The organism is Alteromonas sp. LOR (assembly GCF_000753865.1).
GTDB lineage: Bacteria > Pseudomonadota > Gammaproteobacteria > Enterobacterales > Alteromonadaceae > Alteromonas.
Window position 1 is genome coordinate 83,701 of record NZ_JQFW01000006.1, and the last position, 25,897, is coordinate 109,597.

At 44.2% G+C, this 25,897-nt stretch carries 20 protein-coding genes; 15 read left to right on the forward strand and 5 right to left on the reverse strand.

Annotation, left to right across the window (positions count from 1 at the left end; genetic code table 11):
- The first annotated feature begins 17 nt into the window (after nucleotides 1–17).
- Together kdsB and JV36_RS0102915 are read left to right on the forward strand one after the other, a co-directional pair.
- Entirely contained in the window at nucleotides 18–776 is a 759-nt protein-coding gene (gene kdsB, locus JV36_RS0102910) for a 3-deoxy-manno-octulosonate cytidylyltransferase (protein ID WP_032094196.1), read from the forward strand.
- Nucleotides 777–843: 67 nt separating this feature from the next.
- Nucleotides 844–1,503 carry an SDR family oxidoreductase gene (locus JV36_RS0102915; protein WP_032094195.1) on the forward strand — a complete coding sequence of 220 codons (660 nt, stop codon included), beginning with the start codon at nucleotides 844–846 and terminating at the stop codon, nucleotides 1,501–1,503.
- A 91-nt stretch (nucleotides 1,504–1,594) separates the two neighbouring features.
- Here JV36_RS0102915 and rimO read toward each other — a convergent pair whose 3' ends face one another.
- Complete coding sequence (gene rimO / locus JV36_RS0102920) at nucleotides 1,595–3,025, reverse strand: 30S ribosomal protein S12 methylthiotransferase RimO (RefSeq protein ID WP_032094194.1); 1,431 nt, start codon at nucleotides 3,023–3,025, stop codon at nucleotides 1,595–1,597.
- Nucleotides 3,026–3,403: 378 nt separating this feature from the next.
- Between rimO and JV36_RS19190 the strand changes: the two genes are divergently transcribed.
- The gene (locus JV36_RS19190; RefSeq protein ID WP_081926504.1) at nucleotides 3,404–3,988 is read left to right on the forward strand and encodes a DUF2919 family protein; all 585 of its coding nucleotides are present in this window, start codon (nucleotides 3,404–3,406) and stop codon (nucleotides 3,986–3,988) included.
- Nucleotides 3,989–4,024: 36 nt separating this feature from the next.
- Here JV36_RS19190 and JV36_RS0102930 read toward each other — a convergent pair whose 3' ends face one another.
- Nucleotides 4,025–4,432 (reverse strand): hypothetical protein, encoded by a 408-nt coding sequence (locus JV36_RS0102930; protein ID WP_081926505.1) that lies wholly within the window; start codon nucleotides 4,430–4,432, stop codon nucleotides 4,025–4,027.
- 142 nt (nucleotides 4,433–4,574) lie between these two features.
- Complete coding sequence (gene tcdA / locus JV36_RS0102935; protein ID WP_032094193.1) at nucleotides 4,575–5,351, reverse strand: tRNA cyclic N6-threonylcarbamoyladenosine(37) synthase TcdA; 777 nt, start codon at nucleotides 5,349–5,351, stop codon at nucleotides 4,575–4,577.
- 749 nt (nucleotides 5,352–6,100) lie between these two features.
- Between tcdA and JV36_RS0102940 the strand changes: the two genes are divergently transcribed.
- Both JV36_RS0102940 and JV36_RS0102945 read left to right on the forward strand, forming a co-directional pair.
- Nucleotides 6,101–7,063 (forward strand): glutathione S-transferase family protein, encoded by a 963-nt coding sequence (locus JV36_RS0102940; RefSeq protein ID WP_032094192.1) that lies wholly within the window; start codon nucleotides 6,101–6,103, stop codon nucleotides 7,061–7,063.
- Between the two features lie 15 nt (nucleotides 7,064–7,078).
- Nucleotides 7,079–7,984: a pirin family protein gene (locus tag JV36_RS0102945; RefSeq protein WP_032094191.1), complete on the forward strand. Its 906-nt coding sequence runs from the start codon at nucleotides 7,079–7,081 to the stop codon at nucleotides 7,982–7,984.
- Between the two features lie 128 nt (nucleotides 7,985–8,112).
- Here JV36_RS0102945 and JV36_RS0102950 read toward each other — a convergent pair whose 3' ends face one another.
- A complete protein-coding gene (locus JV36_RS0102950) occupies nucleotides 8,113–8,535 on the reverse strand; it encodes a DUF3429 domain-containing protein (protein WP_032094190.1) in 423 nt (140 codons plus the stop codon).
- Nucleotides 8,536–8,624: 89 nt separating this feature from the next.
- The gene (locus JV36_RS0102955) at nucleotides 8,625–9,902 is read right to left on the reverse strand and encodes a citrate synthase (RefSeq protein WP_032094189.1); all 1,278 of its coding nucleotides are present in this window, start codon (nucleotides 9,900–9,902) and stop codon (nucleotides 8,625–8,627) included.
- Between the two features lie 699 nt (nucleotides 9,903–10,601).
- Here JV36_RS0102955 and sdhC point away from each other — a divergent pair.
- The 10 genes from sdhC (at nucleotide 10,602) to JV36_RS0103005 (ending at nucleotide 25,546) form a co-directional block, all read left to right on the forward strand.
- Nucleotides 10,602–10,976, forward strand: a complete 375-nt coding sequence (gene sdhC / locus JV36_RS0102960) for a succinate dehydrogenase, cytochrome b556 subunit (protein ID WP_032094188.1) — start codon at nucleotides 10,602–10,604, stop codon at nucleotides 10,974–10,976.
- Nucleotides 10,970–11,317 (forward strand): succinate dehydrogenase, hydrophobic membrane anchor protein, encoded by a 348-nt coding sequence (sdhD, locus tag JV36_RS0102965; RefSeq protein ID WP_032094187.1) that lies wholly within the window; start codon nucleotides 10,970–10,972, stop codon nucleotides 11,315–11,317. Before sdhC ends, sdhD begins: the two co-directional genes overlap by 7 nt.
- A 1-nt stretch (nucleotide 11,318) precedes the next feature.
- Nucleotides 11,319–13,091 (forward strand): succinate dehydrogenase flavoprotein subunit, encoded by a 1,773-nt coding sequence (sdhA, locus tag JV36_RS0102970; protein WP_032094186.1) that lies wholly within the window; start codon nucleotides 11,319–11,321, stop codon nucleotides 13,089–13,091.
- A gap of 14 nt (nucleotides 13,092–13,105) precedes the next feature.
- Nucleotides 13,106–13,816, forward strand: a complete 711-nt coding sequence (locus JV36_RS0102975; protein WP_032094185.1) for a succinate dehydrogenase iron-sulfur subunit — start codon at nucleotides 13,106–13,108, stop codon at nucleotides 13,814–13,816.
- A 176-nt stretch (nucleotides 13,817–13,992) separates the two neighbouring features.
- Nucleotides 13,993–16,812, forward strand: coding sequence for a 2-oxoglutarate dehydrogenase E1 component (gene sucA / locus JV36_RS0102980; RefSeq protein ID WP_032094184.1), 2,820 nt, complete (start codon nucleotides 13,993–13,995; stop codon nucleotides 16,810–16,812).
- A 9-nt stretch (nucleotides 16,813–16,821) separates the two neighbouring features.
- Entirely contained in the window at nucleotides 16,822–18,339 is a 1,518-nt protein-coding gene (gene odhB / locus JV36_RS0102985) for a 2-oxoglutarate dehydrogenase complex dihydrolipoyllysine-residue succinyltransferase (RefSeq protein ID WP_032094183.1), read from the forward strand.
- A gap of 153 nt (nucleotides 18,340–18,492) precedes the next feature.
- On the forward strand, nucleotides 18,493–19,659 hold the full coding sequence (sucC, locus tag JV36_RS0102990) for an ADP-forming succinate--CoA ligase subunit beta (protein WP_032094182.1): 1,167 nt from the start codon (nucleotides 18,493–18,495) through the stop codon (nucleotides 19,657–19,659).
- Nucleotides 19,659–20,531, forward strand: coding sequence for a succinate--CoA ligase subunit alpha (gene sucD, locus JV36_RS0102995; RefSeq protein ID WP_032094181.1), 873 nt, complete (start codon nucleotides 19,659–19,661; stop codon nucleotides 20,529–20,531). The genes sucC and sucD overlap by 1 nt, the downstream gene beginning before the upstream one ends.
- Nucleotides 20,532–20,917: 386 nt before the next feature.
- Complete coding sequence (locus JV36_RS0103000; protein WP_032094180.1) at nucleotides 20,918–23,839, forward strand: TonB-dependent receptor; 2,922 nt, start codon at nucleotides 20,918–20,920, stop codon at nucleotides 23,837–23,839.
- Between the two features lie 213 nt (nucleotides 23,840–24,052).
- Nucleotides 24,053–25,546 carry a tryptophan halogenase family protein gene (locus tag JV36_RS0103005; RefSeq protein WP_032094272.1) on the forward strand — a complete coding sequence of 498 codons (1,494 nt, stop codon included), beginning with the start codon at nucleotides 24,053–24,055 and terminating at the stop codon, nucleotides 25,544–25,546.
- Nucleotides 25,547–25,897 lie beyond the last annotated feature (351 nt).

The window sequence follows — 25,897 nt, forward strand, 5'->3', positions numbered from 1 at the left end:
AAATGGTACTTCAAGCTATGGCATTTACAGTTGTTATACCCGCACGTTTTGGTTCCAGTCGTTTTCCTGGCAAGCCTTTAGCATCCATTAACAAAAAGCCAATGATTCAGCATGTTGTTGAGCGTGCTAAAGAAGCCGGTGCAGAGCGCATTATAGTGGCCACCGACGACGATAGAATTGAAGAAGTAGCAAGTCAATTCTGCTCGGTCTGCATGACGTCGTCAGACCATCAGTCTGGTACTGAGCGCATTGCCGAAGTGGTTCGCAAAATGGCGCTCGGCGCAGACGACATTGTGGTGAATGTGCAGGGCGATGAGCCTTTTATTCCCGCAGAAAATATTCGCCAAGTTGCGCTTAATTTGGCACACGCTAAAGAGTGTGAGATGGCTACGTTAACCACACCGGTTACCAGTACCGATGATGTGTTTAACCCTAATATTGTTAAGGTTGTGGTTAACAAGAATAACGAAGCGATATACTTTTCACGCTCACCCATTCCCTTTGAACGGGATAGAATGATGGCTGATAAGCGTGATGCAAATACGGCGCTCTATCATCGCCACATCGGCATTTATGCGTATCGAGCAAGATATATCGAGCAATATGTGAATTATGAACCTAGCGCTTTAGAGCAAATAGAATCGCTAGAGCAATTGAGAGCCTTGTGGTACGGCGATAGCATTCATTGCCAGCAGGCCAAAGCGCCACCGCCTATAGGTATCGATACACCTGAAGACTTGGATCGTTTGTTAGTTGCACTGAGACAACACAGTTAAATTTAAAACATCTAAATCAACTTTATCAACTTAACCATATAAGAGAATACACACAAAGGGAGGCGTTATGAATGTTGTTATAACGGGAGGCAATCGCGGGATCGGACTCGCACTGGCCAAGCAATATCAACAGCAAGGCGCAAAAGTGTATGCAACATGCCGAAATAGCTGTGACGAATTAAACAGTACCGGTATTAATGTGATTCAGGGCGTAGATGTGTCTCGGCCCGATACACTCGGCGAACAATTAGCGCCGCTGTCTAATATCAATATTGATGTGCTCATTAATAATGCTGGTGTGTTGGGTAAAGAGTCTATTGACGACTGGGATCCAAATACCATTGATTATCAATTTAGAGTAAATGCATTAGGCCCATTACTCGTTACCCAACTGTTACTGCCGCGCTTATCTTCAGGCAGCAAGGTTGCCTTAATAACAAGTCGGATGGGCTCTATGACTGACAACGGCTCTGGTAATTATTACGGCTACCGTATGTCAAAGGCAGCGCTAAATGCCGCAGGTGTATCGCTAGCTAACGATCTTAAGCCAAAAGGCATAGCGGTTGGCTTGTTTCATCCTGGCTTTGTGCAAACCGAAATGGTGGGCGGTGCTGGTGATATCGATACCACAACGTGTGCAGAGCGTTTGGTAGAGCGAATTTCTGAATTGAATATCGACTCTAGCGGGCAGTTTGTTCATTCCAATGGTGAAATGTTGCCCTGGTAAAAAGCAAAAACTAAAAACCAAGAACCAAAAAAGGCGCTACGATTAGCGCCTTTTGTACGTATTACGTGCTACGTACTTTATGCTATTAGTACTAACCGTCGTCTTGCTCATCAGACAGCACAGCCCAAACGTCGTGTTCGTTAGCGTGAATTACTTCAGCCCAAACACGCTCGCCAGGCTTCACATCATAAACGCCATTTAGATGAACAAGGCCGTCAACTTCTGGCGCATCAGCGTACGTTCTACCTACTGCACCTTCGCTGTCTACGTAATCAATGACCACTTGGTATTCGTTGCCAATTCGCGCTTGAAGGCGAGCCGCGCTTATTTCTCCCTGCACTTCCATAAAGCGAGTTAGGCGCTGCTGCTTAACGTCTTCTGGAACAGGATCAGGCAGATCGTTAGCCCTTGCACCTTCAACGGGTGAATAAGCAAACGCGCCAACACGGTCAAGCTGCGCTTCTCGTAGGAATTCGAGAAGCTCTTCAAACTCTTCTTCTGTTTCACCAGGAAAGCCAACAATAAATGTAGAGCGAATGACAAGTGACGGACAGGCTTCACGCCATTTCTTCACTCGTTCTAGTACTCGCTCTGAGCTGCCAGGGCGTTTCATTAGACGCAGAATACGTTTACTCGCGTGCTGAAACGGAATATCGAGGTAAGGCAAAATCTTACCTTCGTTCATCAAAGGAATAAGATCGTCAACATGCGGGTAGGGGTACACGTAATGTAAACGTACCCAAATTCCAATTTCACCTAGCTTTTCACACAGCTGCTGCATATGGGTTTTAACAGGCATGCCGTTCCAAAAGCCTGTTCTGTGTTTTACATCAACACCATAAGCACTAGTATCTTGTGATATGACAAGAAGCTCTTTCACTCCAGCATCTTTTAGGCGCTTAGCTTCATCAAGCACATTGCCCACGGGTCGACTCACTAGGTCGCCACGCATAGAAGGGATAATGCAGAATGTGCATCTGTGATTACAGCCTTCCGATATCTTTAAATAAGCATAGTGTCTTGGTGTAAGCTTTACACCGTGGTCTGGAACAAGGTCGGCAAACGGGTTGTGAGACGGTTTTGGCAAATGCTCATGCACTTGCTCTACCACGGTTTCATACGCATGAGGACCTGTAATAGCGAGAACGTTAGGGTGCACCTCGCGAATTTCGTCTTCTTTAATGCCAAGACAACCGGTGACAATAACTTTACCGTTTTCTTTAAGTGCTTCGCCAATGGTATCTAGTGACTCCTCAACAGCGGCATCAATGAACCCACAGGTGTTAACAATGACTAGATCGGCATCGTTATAGGTCGGTACGACATCGTAGCCTTCGGTGCGAAGTTGAGTAAGAATACGCTCAGAATCCACTAAGTTTTTGGGGCAGCCTAACGAAACAAAGCCGATACGACTGCCGTTGCTGGCGTTGTTCGATTTAGTCTCATTCAACACTTTTACCGGCGTTTCTAACGTCGTTGTGTTGTTGGTTACTTTGTTAGGATTAAACGTTTCTACTGTCATCTAAAATATCACCTAGCCAATGACGATGTCCCAATGACTCAACGGACATTGGGCGCGACTTAAAAAGGGCGCAAAGTATACAGTAAGTGGCACAATAACACAGTACATAGCTGCTCATTTTTCATTAAATCAGGCGTTTTAAATCAGGAGTTTCAAATTGGACGTTTTAAATCACGAGTAAAAAAGGCGTGCTGTTCGTTGCTATACGTTTTTGCAGAGGCTTTGACTAAAGTAGGGCGTGTTGATGTTACAAAGAGGCAGCTTTTAATTAACGGTATTTTTAGCTGGTGCGCTTTAATTTTATATTCACAGCCCCATTAATCAGACTAGCACTAAAACAAAAACTAAAATGAAATCGATTATGACAAAGCTGACCCAATGCTAAAACTACCCTTAAAGTACTATGATGAATCTGGACGAATACTGCCGCCTGTCTGGTTGTATTCGCTATTGCTACTGCTTTGTATAGATTGGCTTGTGTTTATTTTTTCCGTTGCATCTCGTACACAAACAACTGATCTGCTTGCCTTTTTCTATCCTCAAAAGGAAGCCTTAGGCCTTAATTTAGTAGCGAGCTTGCCAGTATTGCTCACTCTTGTATTGATCAGTCAAAGAGAGCGCTTATGGAAGCACGACCTTGTAAGTTGGCGTCATTGTATTTTGCCATTCATACAAATAGGGGTGCTTATTCTACTCACGTCTCAAATCTATTATCTCATGCATCATCAATGGGGTTTTGAGGTGGTTACGGCAGTAAAGATTTTACTCTATTCAGTGACACTCTATGTGGTAACCCGTAGTCGCCACTTAAAGTGGATGATTTACGATTGGGCAACACCCTTCGTGGAGACCGCTGAGACGCCTGACGAGCAAAACAAAGAGCAATGCAAAAATCAAAACGCCTCAAAAAACGATGCTGAAGATAAGGGTGAACAGCCGGATGAAGGAATTAACAAAAGCTAAGGGAGCTAACCCTTATTCTTGTTAGTCATAGCAGCATTAGTGCTTATGGTTGAGCAAGGCTTGTTCATAGTAGGCATAAACACTCACTTGACTGTCGTTGACCAATCGCTCGTAGCAAATGCCAGCTAATGCATACGTATTGCCGCCAACACCTAAAAAGACAGTTGGGGCTTTCGGGTTTGACTGATCGTAAATCCACTCGCCGCCAATTTGATTTTTTAATATTTCACCCACGTAGGCGCCAAAAATATTACAAATAGTAAAAACCGCCTCATCTTCTAGAGCTTGGTCATGAAACTTATCGATAAAGCTAAGTAAAACGTCATCTACCGTTGCAATGCTTTGCGGTGAATCATCAAGAGTGATGTCGAACTCTTTAGATGCGACAACCTTTGCGTCGGATGCACAATCGGCCATTAATTTATTGAGCTCTTCTGGTGACACAGTCTTCTCCTTTGTTAGGCGATACAGCGGTAAATTAAGATTTACACGTGCTATTCAGTACAATACAGCGGGCATGACAACACAATAGACATTGAAATATAACAGGTTGTTTGCCCTAAGGTAATATGAAAGCGCGTTTAAATTACTTGTTACCCGTTAATCGGTTTATAACACTTGCTGCTGCGAACATGCCAAATGTAGCCGTTACTGTGACAACGGCACCAAAGCCTCCAGCGCAATCTAGTCGGGTTCCACCTTCCATTGCTGATTTGCTAAAACACACAGAGCCATCTGGCTGAGGGTAGCGAAGCTGTTCAGTGGAGTAGATACACTCAACGCCAAAACGGCGTTTAGGGTTTTTACTGAAATTGTAAAAACGTCGTAATTCACTTCGAAGCTTTGCTGCAAGAGGGTCTTGGGTTGTCTTTGACAAGTCGCCCCGAGTCACCTGGGTAGGGTCTATCTGACCGCCTGCGCCGCCAACAGTAACAATATGAATTTTATTGCGTTTACAGTGGGCAATCATGGCTGCTTTAGCGCGAATACTGTCAGTAGCATCCACAACCATGTCCATCTCAGTTGTTAGCAAGTTTTTTGTATTTTCAGGAGTAATGAAATCTTCAATCACTGCAACGTCACACGCAGGATTGATTTGCGCTATGCGAGATGCCATTACCTCGACCTTCGGCTCGCCTATTGTGTTATTGAGTGCGTGGATTTGGCGATTCGTGTTAGTGACACACACATCATCTAAGTCTACTAGGGTGATTTTGCCTACACCCGAGCGCGCAAGAGCCTCTGCGGTCCAACTGCCCACGCCACCTATGCCAATAACGGCAACATGGCTATTTGCTAGTGCATGGGTTTGTTCTGCGCCGTACAGGCGCACTATGCCACCTAACCGTGGGTCTTCAGACATGGTAATTCTACTCAGTTCGTTATGACTCGCTCAATGAAATAAGCGTGTTCAAATAGTGTTGTTTATCTCTGCGAATGGCTTGTTGCGCGCTAAACATCTTTATCGCACTTTCTTTCGTAATTTAATTCGCATTTTATTTGGCGTTTAGTATTTCGCACAGCACGGTAAATAATAGGCAAAAGCTTTGCGGCCAATTCAGTGGCTAGCTTCGTAAATAGCTCAATGACAAAATCAGTGTATAGCTCAATTAATAGTTCGGCGCTTTGTTCTGCATTTTATCAGCACTTTATCAGCACTCTATTAGCGCCCTAGCTACACTTTTTACCAACCTTCGCTGTACCTAAATTGGAACGGGGAGTATTTTCTCAGAAATCACCGCAAAAATCATTGCCAGAATCATCAGTGGACTCAACATGTAACATCGACGATACGTTTTTTGTACTCATAACCGGTCACTAATTATTTGGGCCCTTTGACTTAGCCCACTAGGCCTACAGGACTGTTTCGTGATTAAAATGCTTCCATTTAGCCCAAAACTCGTACAACAAAGATAAACACGCCCTAGTTTCTTTAGCTTTTTTAGAATGATAAATCCGTATTAAGTCAACATACGTTCTATAAATTACATGTTTTAATTAATCTATCGAAATTAAGGCGTTCAACATTTAGGCGCGTTGACCTTTTTTAAAAAGAACGTCGATTGCAATGTACGGCAACGGTCAGCGCGGCCTTATCAAAGAGGTATGGTTATGGGTTTATTAGTTGATGGAAAGTGGCAAGATAAATGGTACGACACTGATAAAAGTGGCGGCAAATTTGAACGGCAGGCAAGTAAGTTCCGTCATCGAATAGGGGACAGTGACGGTAAGTTTGCCCCTGAAAGCGGGCGCTATCACCTGTATGTATCTTTAGCGTGCCCATGGGCCCACAGAACACTGATTTTTCGCAAGCTTAAAAAGCTAGAATCCCACATCGACGTGTCTGTCGTGCATCCAGAAATGCTCGATAACGGATGGGAATTTGGAGATTATCCTGGTGCAACTGGCGATACACTTTTTAACTTTGAGTTTGCTCACCAGCTATACACCAAGGTTGACCCTGATATTACGACAAGAGTTACTGTGCCAATTTTGTGGGATAAAAAACTCAACACCATTGTTAACAACGAGTCAGCAGACATCATTCGAATTCTCAATAGCGACTTTAATGCGCTAACAGGAAACGATGATGATTATTACCCTGAATTATTACGCTCTGACATCGACGAAATTAACGAATTGGTTTATCACAGTATTAATAATGGTGTGTACAAGTCTGGTTTTGCCACTACACAAGAGGCGTATGAAGAAGCCGTCAATGCGTTGTTCGATGCCCTTGAAGAGGTTGAAACTCGTCTTTCCTCATCGCGTTATTTAGTGGGAGACACGCTAACCGAGGCAGACTGGCGTCTATTTACCACCTTAATACGCTTCGACCCCGTGTATCACGGACACTTTAAATGTAATAAAAAGCAAATAGCCGATTATCCCAATACATTCGGGTATATGAAAGAGCTTTACCAAGTACCTGGCGTGGCAGAAACCGTCAATTTTGACCATATAAAGCGTCACTATTATTTTAGTCATACCATGATTAACCCAACCCAGGTTATTCCAGTGGGACCACCTCAAGATTTGATGTCTGCCCATGGCAGAGAAAACATCGGTAAATGAGCGAGAGCACCTGTTATGAATTCAAACACTAATGATCAAAAAAATGCTGTTACTCAACGCTCGGTCACAAAACGGGTCAAAGGAGTAGCCACGAGTGACGGGGCCGGTGTCTCTTTAACACGTATCATCGGTCAGCCAATGCTCCCTAGGCTTGACCCATTCTTGATGCTCGATTTTTTTGGTTCCGATAAACCGGATGAATACTTGTCTGGCTTTCCTGCTCACCCCCATAGGGGGTTCCAAACGGTAACTTATATGTTGGCAGGGAAGATGCGCCATAAAGATTCCGTGGGGAACGAGGGGGTTATAGAGGCAGGCGGGATCCAGTGGATGAATGCAGGTAAAGGTATTATCCATGAAGAAATGCCAGAGCAAGAAGAGGGCCTGCTTCAAGGCTTTCAATTATGGGTGAATCTTCCGTCTCATGAAAAAATGTCATCGCCAAACTACCAAGACATTCAACCGTCAGACGTACCGGTTGTAAATAGTCACGGAGCCACAGTGAAGGTGCTTGCTGGTGAATTTGACGGTGTTACTGGACCTGTAAAAACCACCGCTGTTGCACCGTCGTTTTTTGATATTCATCTTACACCCACCGAGGATGAGCCCTCTCTTCTTTCTATTAATATTAAGGGAATGCAAGAGGGGTTTATTTATGTTTATGAGGGGGCGTTGACGGTAAACCCAGAATCAGCAGCATTGGAAAATACGCTCAGCGCAACAGAACTCGGGGTACTGTCGTCCACAAGTACTGAAAACTCACAACTAACGCTTCTTGCCAAGGGTGAATGCAAGTGTATTGTGGTATTTGGTGAGCCGATTAATGAGCCCATTGTTCAATACGGACCCTTCGTTATGAATACGCAGCAAGAAATAATGGAGGCGTTTGAGGCGTATAAAAATGGGACACTTGCAACATAAGAGACTCGCCAAGAAACACTGTGGCAATGTAAGAGAGACGCTAATTATGAGAGCCACTAAGTAAGAGTGACGAGACCGCACCACAGCTCAAACGAGCTGTGGCGGTCTGCTTTTTTACATCGTTATATTTATGATAATAGAAATATCATCCAGGCATGACTGACTACCGCAACGGTGGTTAATCCCATGCGTAATCCGATGTAACTCACAATCTGGTCTTTTGGTAGGCTGAGAGTGAATTTATCGTAAAGCATAACGGCAACGTAGCTCAACGACAGCACACCGAGAACCTTTACATCACTGGCGAAGACAAGACACAGCCATCCCACAATAGTAGGCAACATGGCCAAATACATTTGCTTGTCGTAGCGCTGATTGCTAATTGCATCCCACCAGTGAACGCCACCAAAGAAAGAAAGTAACACTGCGGAATACTGTACGAAGTACGTTGCGCTTTGCGTAATGGATAAAATATTAAATACGTAGGCCAGCGGCATAGCAATAAACGGTATTAAACCTGCTAAACCAAGACCAAGTGCAGAATAGGGCATTTGTACTCCTTTAAAAAAATACGCCATAAACAAAAATAGCGCCAATCGTGGCGCTATTTTTACAACCTAAAAAGGCAGTTAGTTCATAACTACTTTATAGGGGTATATTTTCTTTGGCTGTGACCGGTGTATAGCTGACGAGGACGACCAATTTTTTGTTTTGGATCGCTCATCATCTCATGCCAGTGTGAAATCCAACCCACTGTGCGCGATAACGCAAAGATACATGTAAACATGTTAGTTGGAATACCAATCGCTTTAAGTACGATACCAGAATAGAAATCCACGTTAGGGAATAACTTCTTCTCTGCAAAGTACGGGTCGCTCAACGCAATCTTTTCAAGTTCCATTGCTACTTCAAGCAGTGGATCTTTTACGTTAAGTTCACTGAGTACTTCATGACAGCTTTCACGCATAACGGTGGCACGGGGATCGTGGTTTTTATAAACACGGTGACCGAAGCCCATTAGGCGGAATGGGTCAGACTTGTCTTTCGCTCTGGCGATAAACTCTGGAATGCGGTCAACAGTACCGATTTCTTCTAGCATGTTAAGGCATGCTTCGTTTGCACCACCGTGAGCAGGACCCCACAAAGACGCAACACCTGCAGCGATACACGCATAAGGGTTAGCACCAGATGAACCAGCTAGACGAACGGTAGAGGTAGATGCATTTTGCTCGTGGTCAGCATGAAGCGTAAAGATACGGTCCATTGCACGCTCAACTGCAGGGCTAATCTTATGTTCTTCAGCAGGTACAGAAAACATCATGTTTAAGAAGTTAGCTGCATAGCTTAAGTCGTTACGAGGATATACGAACGGTTGACCTACATTGTACTTGTAACACATAGCAACAAGTGTAGGCATTTTCGCGATTAAACGGTGTGCACTGCGTACACGCTGTTCTTCGTTAGAAACGTCAAGGTCGCTGTGATAGAACGATGACATTGCACCAACAGTACCGCACAACATCGCCATAGGGTGGGCGTCGTTGCGGAAACCATGGAAGAACATGTTAATTTGCTCGTGAACCATTGTATGACGAGTAATTGTTTCTTTAAATTCCTCGTATTGCTCTGTAGACGGTGCGTCACCGTGTAACAGCATGTAGCATACTTCTAGGTAGTCAGCGTCGCGCGCTAGTTCTTCGATGGGGAAGCCACGGTGAAGAAGTACGCCGGCAGCGCCGTCAATGTAAGTGATGCTAGACTCGCAAGATCCTGTAGCCATAAAACCAGGGTCGTAAGTAAAATAACCGTGTTGTCCAACTGAACGGACGTCGATTACATCTTGTCCTTCTGTGCCAGACAAAATAGGAAGCTCGATTTCCTTGTCGCCGGCTTTAAGAATGGCTTTTTGATCTGCCATATATTGCTCTCCTCAGAATGGTTCTGTTTGCAGCAAAACGGACGAAAATGTCCGCTTAATTGGGAAAAGTGGGCGTATTTGTACTTTATTATGCACCAATAAGTCAATTTTATTGCATATATGTATAATAAATATTCTCTATCACCGAGATTTGTATTAGCAACTTTGTTACTCACTATTTACTAAATGAAAACACCACTTTCCTTTATACCCCAATATTTTTAATTACTTTTGGGAAAAGGTAAATCATTAATCGATGTTTTTGTGATGCGTTGCGTTACAAGCTTATATACTTCATGCAGAATAATTAACCGGTTACATTAAAAGACATTAACTTGCTCGATATAATGTGGTCACACAAACCCAGCACTGATAACCTAAATCACGCGTTTGTACGTTAGAAGCGGCGGGTTTGGAGCAATTGTGATCTCTTTTTATTTAAAATAGTTACCAATAAAGTGTTAATTCAGACTAAAGTCTTACTACGACACAAAAAATTGTAATTATATACTACGCTGGATATACTCGGCGGTGCTTGAATACTAGAATAATTATTCTGTTAAAAGCATTAAAGATAAGTTCACAAATTGTTAACAACTCAATGGATGAGGCAATTAACAGGTTAAAAGCGAATTCACTTGTTCAGGACATAATAAATACAAGTAATTCTTATCCCTACGGATTAAACAGGCATACATTGTGAAAAAGCAAAGACCAGTAAATTTAGAACTCAATACTATTAAATTTCCGCCCTCTGCTATTTCGTCAATTCTCCACCGCGTAACCGGTGTTGCAATGTTCTTCGCGTTACTTTTCGTTATTTGGGCATGGGCAGTATCTGTTCAGTCGCCTGAAGGCTTCGCGAATGTTCAAGCAATAATGGACGGTTTCTTTGGAAAATTTGTCGCAATAGGCACAGCTTCAGCGCTGACGTATCACATTCTAGGCGGCCTAAGACATGTTGTTATGGATTTAGGTCACTGGGAAGAATTAGAGTCAGGCAACAATAGTGCAAAAGCAACAATCGCACTATGGATTGTACTGACCGTAGTATTGGGAGTTGCATTATGGTAACCAACCAAGCAAGTATGAAGCGCGATGGTGTACAAGATTACGTATCACTTCGTGCGACAGCAGCAATTATTTTCGCGTACTCGATTTTCATGGCGTGGTACTTTATAACCAGCGGTAGCTTAAGTTACGTCGAATGGCGTGGGTTATTCTCTGGTTTAGCTATGAAAGTTTTCACATTGGCAGCACTAATCGCAGTGATGATCCACGTACGTATCGGCCTTTGGCAGGTACTATCAGACTATGTTAAGTCAACAAGTCTGCGCGCGGGATTACAATATATACTAAATATCATCGCTTTTGGCTACGTAGCTGTCGGCCTATTTGTATTGTGGGGAGTGTAAGATGAGTTTACCCGTACACGAGTTTGATGCAGTAGTAATTGGGGCTGGTGGCGCAGGTATGCGTGCCGCGCTACAGATTTCACAGTCTGGTAAGTCATGTGCACTGTTATCAAAAGTTTTTCCAACCCGTTCTCATACTGTGTCTGCACAGGGTGGTATTACTGTTGCGCTAGGTAATTCACATGAAGACAACTGGGAATGGCACATGTATGACACTGTAAAAGGGTCAGATTACATCGGCGACCAAGATGCAATCGAATACATGTGTAAGGAAGGTCCTGAAGCCATTATAGAAATGGAAAATATGGGTCTACCGTTCTCTCGTTTTGAAAACGGAAAAGTATATCAACGTCCTTTTGGTGGACAATCAAGAAACTTTGGTGGCGAGCAAGCGGCACGTACAGCAGCTGCTGCTGACCGTACAGGTCATGCGCTTCTTCACCTTCTTTACCAACAGAACGTAAAAAATAAAACAAAAGTATTTTCTGAATGGTATGCCCTTGATTTAGTGAAAAACCAAGACGGTGACGTTGTTGGTTGTACAGCAATCGACATCGAGTCTGGCGAAGTCGTTTACTTTAAGTCTCGCGCAGTCGTACTAGCAACAGGTGGCGCAGGTCGTATTTACGCATCTACCACTAATGCCCACATCAATACTGGTGACGGTGTTGGTATGGCACTACGTGCTGGTGTTGCGGTTCAAGATATGGAAATGTGGCAGTTCCACCCAACGGGTATCGCTGGTGCAGGAACATTAGTTACTGAAGGTTGTCGTGGTGAAGGTGGTTATCTACTCAACAAAGACGGCGAGCGTTTCATGGAACGTTATGCACCTAATGCGAAAGACTTAGCAGGCCGTGACGTTGTTGCTCGTTCAATGATGACTGAGATTAGAGAAGGTCGTGGTTGTGAGGGTCCTTGGGGCACACACATCAAACTTAAGCTTGACCACCTTGGTAAAGACGTACTTGAATCACGTCTGCCTGGTATTCTTGAGTTGTCTCGTACCTTTGCTCACGTTGACCCTGTTAAAGAGCCAATTCCAGTAATACCAACGTGTCACTACATGATGGGCGGTATTCCTACTAACGTAGACGGTCAGTGCTTAGCAGTGGACGAAAACGGCAACGATAAAGTTGTGAATGGTTTATTTGCTTGTGGTGAGATTGCTTGTGTATCAGTACACGGTGCAAACCGCCTAGGTGGTAACTCACTACTTGATTTGGTTGTATTTGGTCGCGCAACGGGTATGCACCTTGGCAAGACACTATCTGATATGGCACCAAGTCGCGACGCATCAGAGTCTGACCTAGATGCAGCAATGGCTAGATTTAACCGCTGGGAAAGTTCAGAGACTGGCAAGGGCGAAGACCCAGTTCAGATCAAGAAAGACATGCAAAAATGCATGCAGCTTAACTTCTCAGTATTCCGTGAAGGTGATGCAATGGCTGACGGCCTGAAAGAGCTTGGCGAAATTCGCGAGCGCTTGCAGAATGCCCGCCTTGACGATAAGAGCTCAGACTTTAATACACAGCGTATTGAATGCCTAGAACTTGATAACCTGATGGAAACCGCGTATAGCACAGCAGTAGCAGCGAATTTCAGAACGGAAAGCCGTGGCGCGCACAGCCGCTTCGATTTCCCAGATCGTGATGATGACAACTGGCTATGCCACAGCATTTACGATCCGAACACTGAAAAAATGCTCAAACGTGATGTCAATATGGCGCCGAAACTTAGAGAGGCATTCCCTCCTAAAGCGCGTTCGTATTAAGAGAGGTAACGATAATGAAATTAGAATTTTCGATATACCGTTATAACCCAGATGTTGACGCTAAACCACGCATGCAAGACTACACTCTAGAAGTAGAGGAAGGTCAAGACATGATGGTACTAGACGCACTGATTGCATTGAAAGAAGAAGATGCCTCGTTGTCCTTCCGTCGTTCATGCCGTGAAGGTGTATGTGGTTCAGATGGTGTGAATATGAACGGCAAGAACGGTCTTGCTTGTATTACCCCACTGTCAGCGTTAGGAAAGGGCAAAATTGTTGTACGTCCACTTCCAGGTCTACCCGTAGTGCGTGACCTAGTTGTTGATATGACGCAATTTTACACTCAGTACGAGAAGATTAAGCCTTTCTTGATCAACGATGGAAAACAGCCACCTGCTCGAGAGCACTTGCAGTCTCCTGAAGAGCGTGCGAAGTTAGATGGTCTGTATGAGTGTATTTTATGTGCTTGTTGTTCAACATCTTGTCCGTCATTTTGGTGGAATCCAGATAAGTTCATCGGCCCAGCAGGGTTGTTACATGCTTATCGCTTCCTAATCGATAGCCGTGATACGGCGACAGACGAGCGTTTGAACGAGCTGGACGACGCCTTTAGCGTATTCCGCTGTCATGGTATTATGAACTGTGTAAGCGTATGCCCGAAAGGATTAAACCCAACAAAAGCAATTGGACAAATAAAGTCTATGCTTCTGTCTCGGGCTGTTTAGTTCGAATCTTTACTAACTAAGTTAGTCACAGATTTTTGATGCTCTAAATAGCCATCCAGTTAGGATGGCTATTTTTTTATGTATTCATAGTGATAACACTTGGTTCTGTTGAGAATAGCCTTATAATAGTACTTGATTGTTAACTAGATTTTATAAAACGTAGCAAGGCAAATTAAATGCAAGAAAGCGTGATGAAAGCGTGGTGGGATTCCTCGCACATGGCAGGTGCCAACGCTGCCTATGTTGAAGAGTTGTATGAAGCCTATTTGGAAGACCCTCAAAGCGTCTCCGAAACATGGCGCCAAATCTTCGATAACCTCCCCAATCTTGATGGCGTAGCATTAGAAACTAATCATACAGCAATTAAAAATCAATTTAGGAAACTTGCTGCGTTAGGTCCAACTGCACGAATGTCTAGCTCCACGGCACCCTCTGCAAGTGGTTCAGACGGCAAGCAAGTTAAAGTTCTCCAGCTTATTAATGCATTCCGTTTTCGCGGACATCAGCACGCTAACCTTGACCCGCTAGGGCTTTGGAAACAAGCTAGAGTGCGCGACCTAGAACTTTCTCACCATAACCTCTCTGAAGAAGATTTCGATTCTGTTTACAACGTAGGCTCATATGCCATTGGTAAAGAGTCGCTTCCGTTAGGTGAATTAGTCAAATCGCTAAACAGAACGTATTGTGGTTCTATCGGTGCTGAGTATATGCACATTACCGATACCGACCAAAAACGTTGGTTACAGCAAAAGTTTGAATCGGTGCAGGCTAAGCCAGAAATTTCTCGTGACGAGAAATTAAGCATTCTTAAAGGGCTTACTGCTGCTGACGGCATGGAAAAGTACCTTGGTGCGAAATTCCCTGGCGCAAAACGCTTCTCTCTTGAAGGTGGCGACGCGTTAGTACCCATGCTAAAAGGGCTAATAACCAAAGCCGGCGCGGCTGGCACTAAAGAAGTGGTTATTGGTATGGCCCACCGCGGCCGATTAAATGTGTTGGTTAACGTGCTAGGTAAGAACCCGTCAGTATTGTTTGACGAGTTCTCAGGAAAGCACGACGATTCACTTGGTGCAGGTGACGTTAAATACCACGCTGGTTTCTCTTCTGACTTTGCCACCCCAGGCGGCAACGTTCATTTAGCGTTAGCATTTAACCCATCTCACTTGGAAATTGTTAACCCTGTGGTTATCGGTTCTGTGCGAGCACGTCTTGTTCGCCGCGAAAACGATACCAATACGGTATTGCCTATCACCATTCACGGTGATTCGGCTGTAGCAGGTCAGGGCGTTGTACAAGAAACTTTCAATATGTCACAAACCCGAGGCTTTGCTGTCGGCGGGACTGTGCGTATCGTAGTCAATAACCAAGTTGGTTTCACTACGTCAAAAACGGAAGATACCCGCTCTACGCAATACTGTACTGATATTGCGAAAATGGTTCAGGCTCCTATCTTCCATGTAAATTCTGACGACCCTGAAGCCGTTGCGTTTGTAACCCAACTAGCGCTTGAATATCGTCAGAAGTTTAAGCGAGATGTGGTTATCGATTTGGTTTGTTATCGCCGTCACGGTCATAACGAAGCTGATGAGCCTAACGCAACACAGCCGTTAATGTATCAAAAAATCAAGAAGCATCCTGTTCCACGTGCTATATATGCCGATCAGCTCATTGCTGAAGGCGTTATTGAGCAGCGTGATGCGGACCGCTATCTACAAGAGTATCGCGAAGCGCTTGATCACGGAGCTTGTGTTGTAGAAGAGTGGCGCCCGATGACAGAGCACAGCGTTGACTGGTCTCCGTATCTAGGTCACGACTGGGATACGCCGTACGACGGCAGCGTAAGTGTAGAAAAACTTAAAGAATTGGGTGAGTCTATTACGACTTTCCCTGAAGACCACAAGCTTCAGTCTCGTGTAAACAAGTTATATCAAGACAGAAAAGCTATGGTCGCTGGCGAAAAGCTTCTCGACTGGGGTATGGCAGAAAATTTAGCTTACGCTACCCTTGTTGATGCGGGCGAAGATATTCGTATTACAGGCCAAGACAGTGGTCGCGGTACGTTCTTCCACCGCCACGCGGTACTTCACAATCAGACAGACGGTTCGACTTACCTTCCTCTGCAACATATAAGAGAAGGCCAAGGCGAAATAGAAATTTACGATTCCGTGTTGTCTGAAGAAGCGGTAATGGCGTTCGAATATGGTTACGCGACTGCCGAACCGACTTGTTTAACCATTTGGGAAGCCCAGTTTGGTGACTTCGCCAACGGTGCACAGGTTGTGTTTGACCAATTCCTAAGTTCAGGTGAAGCAAAATGGGGCCGCTTGTGTGGTTTAACTGTTTTGTTACCACATGGCTACGAAGGTCAGGGTCCAGAGCATAGTTCAGCGCGACTAGAGCGTTTCTTACAAATGTGCGCCGATCACAACTGGCAAGTGTGTGTTCCGTCAACGCCAGCGCAGGTATATAACATGCTGCGTCGTCAGGTGGTTCGCCCTATGCGTAAGCCACTTATTGTTATGTCGCCTAAGTCACTATTACGTCACCCGCTGGCTGTATCTTCTCTTGAAGAACTCAGTGAAGGTAAGTTCCACAACGTTATCGGTGAAATTGACGACATAGATCCGAAAGACGTCAAGCGCGTGGTAATGTGTTCGGGCAAAGTGTATTACGATTTGCTGGACCAACGCCGTAAGAACGAACAAAGCGATGTTGCTATTGTTCGTTTAGAGCAGCTTTATCCTTTCCCGCAAGAAGAATGCGCAAAAATTGTGGCACAGTACAGTCACGTAAAAGATTGGGTTTGGTGCCAAGAAGAGCCTCAAAATCAGGGCGCTTGGTACTGTAGCCAACACCATTTCTGGCAAGCAATTCCAGAAGGTGCAAAGTTAACATATGCGGGTCGTGAAGCATCCTCGTCGCCTGCAGTAGGTTATGTATCCGTTCACAATCAGCAGCAAAAAGCACTGATTGAAGACGCTCTCACTATTAAATAAGGAACAGAAATGACAATTGAGATAAAAGTTCCGGTTCTACCTGAGTCAGTTGCCGATGCCTCCATTGCAACCTGGCACGTTAAAGCCGGTGATGCAGTTAAACGAGACCAGAATCTGGTTGATATTGAAACTGATAAAGTAGTTCTAGAAGTTGTAGCGCCAGCGGACGGTACAATCGGTGAGATCTTGAACGAAGAGGGTGCAACGGTTTTAGGTGAGCAGGTTATCGCGAAACTTGAAGAGGGCGGCGCTGCTGCTCCGGCTAAATCAGACTCGTCTGACTCTGAAAAAGAGTCTAGACCAGCAAAAGCTGATAAGTCTGAAAGCGCACCTGCTGGTAAAGCTTCTGACGTAAAAGTGCCAGTATTACCAGAGTCTGTTGCTGACGCTACTATCGCTACTTGGCACGTAGGTGTTGGCGAAGCGGTATCGCGCGATCAAAATCTAGTAGATATTGAGACGGATAAAGTGGTACTTGAAGTGGTAGCTCCTGCTGATGGTTCACTGTCAGAAATTGTTGCCGAAGAGGGTGCAACGGTAACCGCTGAAGAAGTGATTGCTAAGTTTGTAGAAGGCGCTTCTGGCGGCGCTGCTGCGTCTGCTCCTGCAGATGATAGTGACGAGAGCGATGATAGCAGCGATGCATTAAGCCCATCAGTTCGTCGTTTACTTGCAGAGAAAGGTGTCGATGCATCTAGTGTTAAAGGCACAGGTAAAAATGGTCGCATCACTAAAGAAGATGTTGAAAAGCACCTGAAAGGTGGCAATAAGGCACCTGCGGCAGCTTCTTCATCAAGCGAAGCAACACCAGACTTACCGGTTGGAAATCGCACTGAAAAACGCGTTCCAATGACACGTCTTCGCAAGACAATCGCGAACCGTTTGTTAGAAGCGAAAAATTCTACGGCCATGCTTACTACGTTTAACGAAGTAAATATGAAGCCTATTATGGAATTGCGTAAGCAGTACCAAGAGAGTTTCGAAAAACGTCACGGTATTCGCCTTGGCTTCATGTCTTTCTATGTGAAAGCAGTGACTGAAGCCCTTAAGCGCTTCCCTGAAGTGAATGCGTCTATTGACGGTGATGATATTGTTTATCACAACTACTTCGATATCTCTATTGCAGTATCAACGCCACGTGGATTGGTAACACCAATTCTTAAAGATACCGATACGTTAGGTATGGCCGGTGTTGAGAAGGGTATTAAAGAATTAGCATTGAAAGGTCGTGACGGTAAGCTAGCAATGGCTGATCTACAAGGTGGTAACTTCACCATCACGAACGGCGGTGTTTTTGGTTCACTAATGTCTACACCAATCATTAATCCTCCTCAAAGCGCTATCTTGGGTATGCATAAAATCCAAGATCGTCCAATGGCGGTTAATGGGAAAGTAGAAATTTTGCCAATGATGTATCTTGCACTCTCTTACGATCACAGAATTGTTGATGGTAAAGAGTCAGTAGGCTTCTTGGTAACCGTAAAAGAGATGCTTGAAGATCCGACACGTCTATTACTAGACGTATAAGACTTCCGTCTCACGCAATTGTGGTTAGTGGCAAATATGGTCTATGCTGTGTTTGCTTCTAACGCAACGCTGATATTTGATGTGATAATATCAGCCAAACTAATCAAGTCGCATTTGCGACTTTTGTCTTACTAAAAATCGGATAGAAACACCATGAATTTGCATGAATACCAAGGTAAGCAGCTATTCAAAGAATACGGTCTACCTGTTTCTGAAGGATACGCAGCAGACACTCCTGAAAGTGCTGTAGAGGCCGCTAACCGCATTGGCGGTAGTGAGTGGGTAGTAAAATGTCAGGTCCACGCAGGTGGACGCGGTAAAGCAGGCGGCGTTAAGTTAGTAAAAGATACTGACGCAATTAAAGCTTTCGCAGAAAACTGGCTTGGCAAAAATTTGGTGACTTTCCAGACTGACGAAAATGGTCAGCCTGTGAGCAAAATCCTTGTTGAAACTTGCACAGATATCGCTAACGAATTGTACCTTGGTGCAGTAGTTGACCGCACAACCCGTCGTGTTGTGTTTATGGCTTCTACTGAAGGTGGCGTTGAGATTGAAACTGTTGCTGAAGAAACACCAGAGAAAATTCTTAAAGCTGAAATCGACCCAATTGTTGGTGCTCAGCCTTACCAAGCACGCGAAATGGCGTTTAAACTTGGCCTTTCTGGCGTTCAAATCAAACAATTTACTAAGATTTTCCTTGGCCTAGCTAAGATGTTTGAAGATCTTGATGTTGCATTGATTGAAATTAACCCGCTTGTAATCAAAGAAGATGGTGACCTTCACTGTCTTGACGCTAAGCTAGCTATCGATGGCAACGCGTTATATCGCCAGCCTAAAGTTAAAGCTATGCAAGATCCTACTCAAGAAGATGCACGTGAAGCGCATGCTGCTGAGTTCGAACTTAACTATGTTGCTCTAGACGGTAACGTAGGTTGTATGGTTAACGGTGCCGGCCTAGCAATGGGTACAATGGACATCGTAAACCTACACGGTGGCAAGCCAGCTAACTTCCTAGACGTTGGTGGCGGCGCGACTAAAGAGCGTGTTGCAGAAGCATTCAAAATCATCTTATCTGACGATAACGTTAAAGCGGTTTTAGTTAACATCTTTGGTGGTATCGTTCGTTGTGACATGATTGCCGAAGGTATCATTGGTGCAGTTAAAGAAGTGGGTGTTAATGTTCCTGTTGTTGTACGTCTTGAAGGTACAAACGCAGAGCTTGGCCGTGAGGTTCTAGCGAACTCTGGTTTAGATATCATTGCTGCTGAGTCGCTAACTGATGCAGCACAGAAAGTTGTAGCTGCAGCGGAGGGCAAATAATGTCTGTATTAATTAACAAAGATACCAAAGTAATCTGTCAGGGTTTCACTGGTGGTCAAGGTACTTTCCACTCTGAGCAAGCGATTGCTTACGGTACGCAAATGGTTGGTGGTGTTACACCAGGCAAAGGCGGCACTGAGCACCTGGGTCTTCCAGTATTCAATACAGTACGTGAAGCGGTAGAAGCAACAGGCGCAACGGCAACTGTTATCTATGTACCAGCTGCATTCTGTAAAGATTCAATCGTTGAAGCTGCTGATGCTGGCATCGAGCTTATCGTTTGTATTACTGAAGGTATTCCTACGCTAGATATGCTTTACGTTAAAGAATACGTAAATGCTAAAGGCGTTCGCATGATTGGTCCAAACTGCCCAGGTGTGATTACTCCTGGAGAGTGTAAGATTGGTATCATGCCTGGACACATCCACAAGCCTGGTAAAGTAGGTATTGTTTCTCGCTCTGGTACACTTACGTACGAAGCGGTTAAGCAAACTACTGACGAAGGTTTCGGTCAGTCTAGCTGTGTTGGTATTGGTGGTGACCCTATTCCGGGTTCTAACTTCATCGACATCCTTCAGTTGTTCCAAGACGATCCTCAAACAGAAGCTATCGTTATGATTGGTGAGATTGGTGGTACAGCAGAAGAAGAAGCTGCTGAATTCATCAAAGCTAACGTAACTAAGCCTGTTGTTTCTTACATTGCGGGTGTAACTGCACCTGAAGGTAAGCGTATGGGTCACGCTGGAGCAATCATTGCCGGCGGTAAAGGTACAGCTGACGAGAAATTTAAAGCACTAGAAGATGCGGGTGTTAAAACCGTGCGCTCTCTTGCTGACATCGGCAAAGCACTTCGCGAAACCACTGGTTGGTAAGCGATAGACTTGCCAAGTAGCTATCTAAAATAGCCACTTTAAATAGTTATAAAAAACCCGCTTATAGCGGGTTTTTTTATGGCTAATCATTTTTTACTAGGCTTAATGCACAAACTTCTATTTACATTTTATTTTGCCTTGATGAAACAAAAGAACAACAAAACACCCTGAAAGCCCCGTTTTTATGCCTTTTGCGTAATTAACTTACAAAATTACATTTGCTGCTAATGTTAACGTATTGTTGAAAAAGTGGATTGAATACGTATGCAAGCAATTGTGCAATAACTCACACCTCTATAGCATTACGCCATGTAATCTATTGTCATTTCTTTGTCACAATAACAATTAAATAGGCAAAAATTGAAACCTTACGGGACACCTGTTTTATGAAACACTTTAAACCAAACCTAATTAAGACAGCGCTTATCGCTGGCGGCGTTGCTTTTGGTAGTGCTCCTGCACTAGCTCAGCAGTCAGATACAGACGCAGTTGATGAAACGGCAGTGGAAGTCATTGAAGTTAGTGGCATCCGCGGAAGTTTACAACGCGCGCAAGCGATAAAAATGGACAACACCTCAATTGTAGAGGCACTTTCTGCAGAAGATATTGGTAAATTACCAGATACCTCTATTGCTGAATCACTAGCCCGCCTTCCAGGTCTAGCCGGTGAGCGTAGAAACGGCAGAACAAGTGGTCTCTCAGTGCGTGGTTTTAATGAAAACTACGTGGGTACAACGCTTAATGGACGCGAACTATTAGGTATGGGTGATAACCGTGGGGTTGAGTTCGATTTGTATCCTACTGAAATCGTTTCTAACATACTTGTTTATAAAACACCTGAAGCCGGTCTTATGACTCAGGGCATCGGTGGTACCATCGACATTCAAACAGTAAGCCCGTTAACAGCAAAAGAAACGTTTGCAATAAACGGCAGCTTTGAGATGAACGGTGAAGATTCTGGTAACCCAGATTTTGACAACAAGGGTCACAGAATATCGTTTAACTACGTTGATCAGTTTGCAAACGACACATTAGGTGTTGCGCTTGTTGTTGCTGATATGGAATCGCCACGACAAGAAAAGTATTTCCGTGGTTGGGGATATGCCAATGTCAATACAACGCCAGAGGGTACATTTGATGACAATGGCAATCCTTTATGGAATCCAAGACGATTTGATGGCCAGGATACAGTCGAGGTTCCGGATGGTACCGTGATTTTAGGCGGTAACGACTCATTTACTCGTTCTGCCATGCTAGAGCGTACGTCAATTGCCGGTGTCATAGAATACGCGCCAACCGACGATTTAACTATTCAATTTGACGCTCTATACATCGATTTTGAAGAAAACGATGTTCGAAGAGGGGTCGAAGAAGGTGGTGCTGAGTGGGGTACAAGCGAGTACACAATCACAGGTATTGAAGATGGTCTTGTAACATCAGGATACTACGATGGTTTCCACTCTGTAATCCGTAACGATTCGCGTCAGCAACAGGCGGAGCTAACTACTTTTGGTCTTAATGTTGAATACAACATTAACGACAACTGGACGGCAACTTTAGACGTTTCAATGGGTGAAGTTGATAAGACTATCACTGATATCGAAAGTTATTCAGGTGTAGGACGTGCCGGTGTTGACGGTCGCCCACTTACTCCGCGTTCGTGGACAATGACATCTACAGGTGCGGTTTACAGCGATCACCCAACTCTTGACGGTGTTGATTTAACCGACCCATCTTTAATTCAACTCGCTGGACCTCAAGCATGGGGCGGTTCATTAGCACCTGTTGAGCAATTCCAAGGCGTTGAAGGCTTTGGTCCAGATACTGCGCAAGATGGTTTTGTGAATGAGCCAATTTTTGATGAAACTCTAGATGCAGTAAGACTTGATATTGAAGGTTTTGTTGATTGGGGCATGTTCTCTAAATTTACCGCTGGTGTAAATTATCAAGAGCGTGAAAAAGCAAAAGACAACAATGGTGCTTTCTTAACCTCTCCACTATGGCCAAGTTCAGAATCTATTCCAAACCCTATTGGCGTAGCTGACTTAAGCCACATTGGTGTGGAAGGTGTTGTAGCCTACGACAGTCTAGCTCTTTACCGAAGTGGCTACTACATTGAAACTGAAGCTGAACTGTTTGAAAACGGTCGTATCGGTGACACTTATACCATTACCGAAGATTTGTTGACTGCATACGCCAAGTTAAGCATTGATACTGAGTTACGTGGTATTTTCATCACAGGTAACTTAGGGCTTCAAATTATCGATGTAGACCAAACGGGTACTGGATTTAATACAACAACCGGTCCAACAGGCTTCACAGCTGTAACGCCAGTCTCTGATGGTTCGTCGTACCACGATATTCTACCGACGCTTAACTTAAGCTTTGAGGTTGCTGAGAACCAGTTTATCCGTACCGCGATGGGTAAAGTGTTGAGCCGTCCACGTATGGATGACATGAGACCTAACAACACGGTTAGCTTCACGTTTAACGACCAGCAAATTATTTCTCAAAACGTGGCTAACGGGCCTTGGTCTGCAAGCTCGGGTAATGCACAACTTAGACCGCTTCAAGCAAACCAATTTGACATTGCTTATGAGAATTACTTTGCAGATTCTGGTTACGTCGCTGTTAGCTTCTTCTATAAAGACCTAACTAACTGGCACGTTAGCGGCCAAACAATTGGTGATTTTTCTGAGTCATTCATTGAAGGCTTCCATCAGACTTCAGGTCAAACCGATATCAACGGCGATGACGTGTTAGACGAGAACGATATTGTTCCACCAGCTACATTTAACGGTGTTGTGAGTTTCCGTGAAGACGGCCTTGAAGGTTTCGTTAGAGGCTGGGAAGTACAAGGTAGTATTCCGTTTGACTTGTTCCACGAATCTCTTGAAGGTTTCGGTATGTTCGCAAGTGCAACTTTCCTAGACGGTGAGTTAGACAACGGCGATGCAGTACCAGGACTATCAGATGAAACTTACTCACTTACCGCGTTTTATGAAAGCAATGGATTTGAAGTACGTGTTTCTGGCACCAAGCGTGATGCCTTTAGCACAGAAACAAGAGCGGTAAGTCTTTCACTAGCACAAATACAGGATGCTGGTGTTGAACAGTGGGATGCGCAAATCGGTTATGACTTTAGCGAGTCTGGCATTGAGGCACTTTACGGCTTACGCGTTACTCTGCAAGGTCAAAACCTAACAGATGAGCCAACTATCCGTACTAACCCAGGCGACGCACGTCAAATTACTGAATTCCAACAGTATGGACGCAACTTCCTACTCGGTGTTAACTACACGTTCTAATGTTTGATAACGCTAAACTTGTGCCGCTCTTATTGGGAGTGGTATAAACAGAGTTAGAAAGATAAAAATGAAGGCCCCAAATAGTCATGCTGATTGGGGCCTTTTATCGTAAACCCCTTCTTTTTATTATCGTTAAAGCAGAAGCAAAAGCAAAAAGCAGTACGCTCAAGCGTTAATAAAAAGGTGAAGTTTACAAGCGGCAGTGGCAAAAATATGACAAACACAGCAGTAAAAGATGTAGTAATTGTGGGTGGTGGAACAGCTGGCTGGATTTCAGCTGCGGTTGTCAAACGTCTATTAGGTTCTCGAGTTAACGTTACATTGGTGGAATCAGAAGATATTGGCACCGTAGGCGTAGGCGAGGCGACTATACCACCTATTATACTGCTCAATAAGATGCTGGGTTTGGATGAGAAAGAATTTCTCAGAGAAACGAAAGCTACTATGAAGCTCGCTATTCGTTTCGAGAATTGGAAAGAGCAGGGTGATAGTTATTACCATACCTTTGGTGCACCGGGTAAAAGTTTTGCGTTTTGCCATTTTCATCATTATTTTAAACGTGCGCAAAAATTGGGTCTCAAAGACTCTATTTGGGAATACGACCTCAACTATCTTGCCTGCGAGGCGGGAAAATTTGCCCACATAAAATCTCCTGATCCCATCATTGAAATGCCTTATGCGTATCACTTTGATGCTTCGTTGTACGCTCGATTTCTTCGTAAGAAATGCGAAGAAATGGGGGTTGTTCGTGAAGAGGGGATTATAGAGCGGGTAGAGCAGCATACCGAAAACGGCTTTATAAAAGCCGTCACGTTAAAGGATGGCACTTCAATAAGCGGTGATCTTTTCATCGACTGCTCAGGGTTTAAAGGTTTGCTTACCCAACAAACCCTCAATACGGGCTATGAAGATTGGTCACATTGGCTGCCATGCGATCGCGCTGTGGCAATGCCCTCAGAACGTCATGAAAACACAAGCCCTTTTACTCGCTCAATTGCGCACAGCGCTGGGTGGCAGTGGCGTATTCCGTTGCAGCATCGTAACGGCAACGGCCTTGTTTACAGCAGTAACTATTACAGTGACGATCAGGCGCTAAATATTTTATCTAATAATATCGATACCAAGCCACTGGCCGATCCTAATTTTATACGTTTTAAAACTGGTCGTAGACGTAAGCAATGGAACAAAAACGTCATTGCGGTAGGGCTGGCTAGCGGCTTCCTTGAGCCGTTGGAATCTACCAGTATTCATCTTATTCAATCAGCCGTGGTACGTTTAATTCACCTGTTTCCTCACAATGGAATTAGGCAAGAACAGATTGATGAGTACAATCAGCAGTCTAAATTGGAATACGAGCAAATTCGCGACTTTATAATATTGCATTATCATGTAAACGAACGTAACGATAGCCAGTTTTGGCGTGACGTGAGAAACATGGAAGTACCAAACAGTCTCACCCATAAAATAGAATTGTTTAAGGCGTCGGGAAATATTTTTAGAGAGCAAAACGACCTTTTCTTAGAGAGTTCATGGCTACAGGTGATGATGGGCCAGGGAATTGACGCTAACGATTACCACCCACTGGCGAACGCCATGTCGGATGAGAAACTCTTAGAGTTAATGCGTAATATTAAAAATATCAAAAATGAACCCGTGGGAAAAATTGCGACTCACGATATGTTTATTAAACAGTTTTGCGGCTTATAAAACGCTTTTGCATATTTATCCATAAATCCGACGCTCCCAATCAGGTTGTATAAAAAATTAGCTACCATCGATTTAACACAGAGCCAGCGCGCTTTGCTGCCAAAGGCTCTGTGTTTATCCCTTTTTCCTTTGCCTCTATCTTTGTTCAATCACTCTATTGGTTGTAAAAAGGGAACGTAGGTTAAGTAAAGCAATCTCCTATACTAATCCCGCGCGTTATCTTTTTTCATACTTTTATGACTTATTTTCAACTATCTACCTTATATTTCTCTTTTAATATCCCTGTGTTTTTCTACATCCTAAGCTTAACCTTGCCGTTTTAAATACGCTTATTAGCATCCTGATTTTTAA

Bases quoted from the DNA above. Each gene is read 5' to 3' on its own strand.
- kdsB (WP_032094196.1), top strand. From the start codon at position 18: ATGGCATTTACAGTTGTTATACCCGCACGTTTTGGTTCCAGTCGTTTT.
- JV36_RS0102915 (WP_032094195.1), top strand. From the start codon at position 844: ATGAATGTTGTTATAACGGGAGGCAATCGCGGGATCGGACTCGCACTG.
- rimO (WP_032094194.1), bottom strand. From the start codon at position 3,025: ATGACAGTAGAAACGTTTAATCCTAACAAAGTAACCAACAACACAACG.
- JV36_RS19190 (WP_081926504.1), top strand. From the start codon at position 3,404: ATGCTAAAACTACCCTTAAAGTACTATGATGAATCTGGACGAATACTG.
- tcdA (WP_032094193.1), bottom strand. From the start codon at position 5,351: ATGTCTGAAGACCCACGGTTAGGTGGCATAGTGCGCCTGTACGGCGCA.
- JV36_RS0102940 (WP_032094192.1), top strand. From the start codon at position 6,101: ATGGGTTTATTAGTTGATGGAAAGTGGCAAGATAAATGGTACGACACT.
- JV36_RS0102945 (WP_032094191.1), top strand. From the start codon at position 7,079: ATGAATTCAAACACTAATGATCAAAAAAATGCTGTTACTCAACGCTCG.
- JV36_RS0102950 (WP_032094190.1), bottom strand. From the start codon at position 8,535: ATGCCCTATTCTGCACTTGGTCTTGGTTTAGCAGGTTTAATACCGTTT.
- JV36_RS0102955 (WP_032094189.1), bottom strand. From the start codon at position 9,902: ATGGCAGATCAAAAAGCCATTCTTAAAGCCGGCGACAAGGAAATCGAG.
- sdhD (WP_032094187.1), top strand. From the start codon at position 10,970: ATGGTAACCAACCAAGCAAGTATGAAGCGCGATGGTGTACAAGATTAC.
- sdhA (WP_032094186.1), top strand. From the start codon at position 11,319: ATGAGTTTACCCGTACACGAGTTTGATGCAGTAGTAATTGGGGCTGGT.
- JV36_RS0102975 (WP_032094185.1), top strand. From the start codon at position 13,106: ATGAAATTAGAATTTTCGATATACCGTTATAACCCAGATGTTGACGCT.
- sucA (WP_032094184.1), top strand. From the start codon at position 13,993: ATGCAAGAAAGCGTGATGAAAGCGTGGTGGGATTCCTCGCACATGGCA.
- odhB (WP_032094183.1), top strand. From the start codon at position 16,822: ATGACAATTGAGATAAAAGTTCCGGTTCTACCTGAGTCAGTTGCCGAT.
- sucC (WP_032094182.1), top strand. From the start codon at position 18,493: ATGAATTTGCATGAATACCAAGGTAAGCAGCTATTCAAAGAATACGGT.
- sucD (WP_032094181.1), top strand. From the start codon at position 19,659: ATGTCTGTATTAATTAACAAAGATACCAAAGTAATCTGTCAGGGTTTC.
- JV36_RS0103000 (WP_032094180.1), top strand. From the start codon at position 20,918: ATGAAACACTTTAAACCAAACCTAATTAAGACAGCGCTTATCGCTGGC.
- JV36_RS0103005 (WP_032094272.1), top strand. From the start codon at position 24,053: ATGACAAACACAGCAGTAAAAGATGTAGTAATTGTGGGTGGTGGAACA.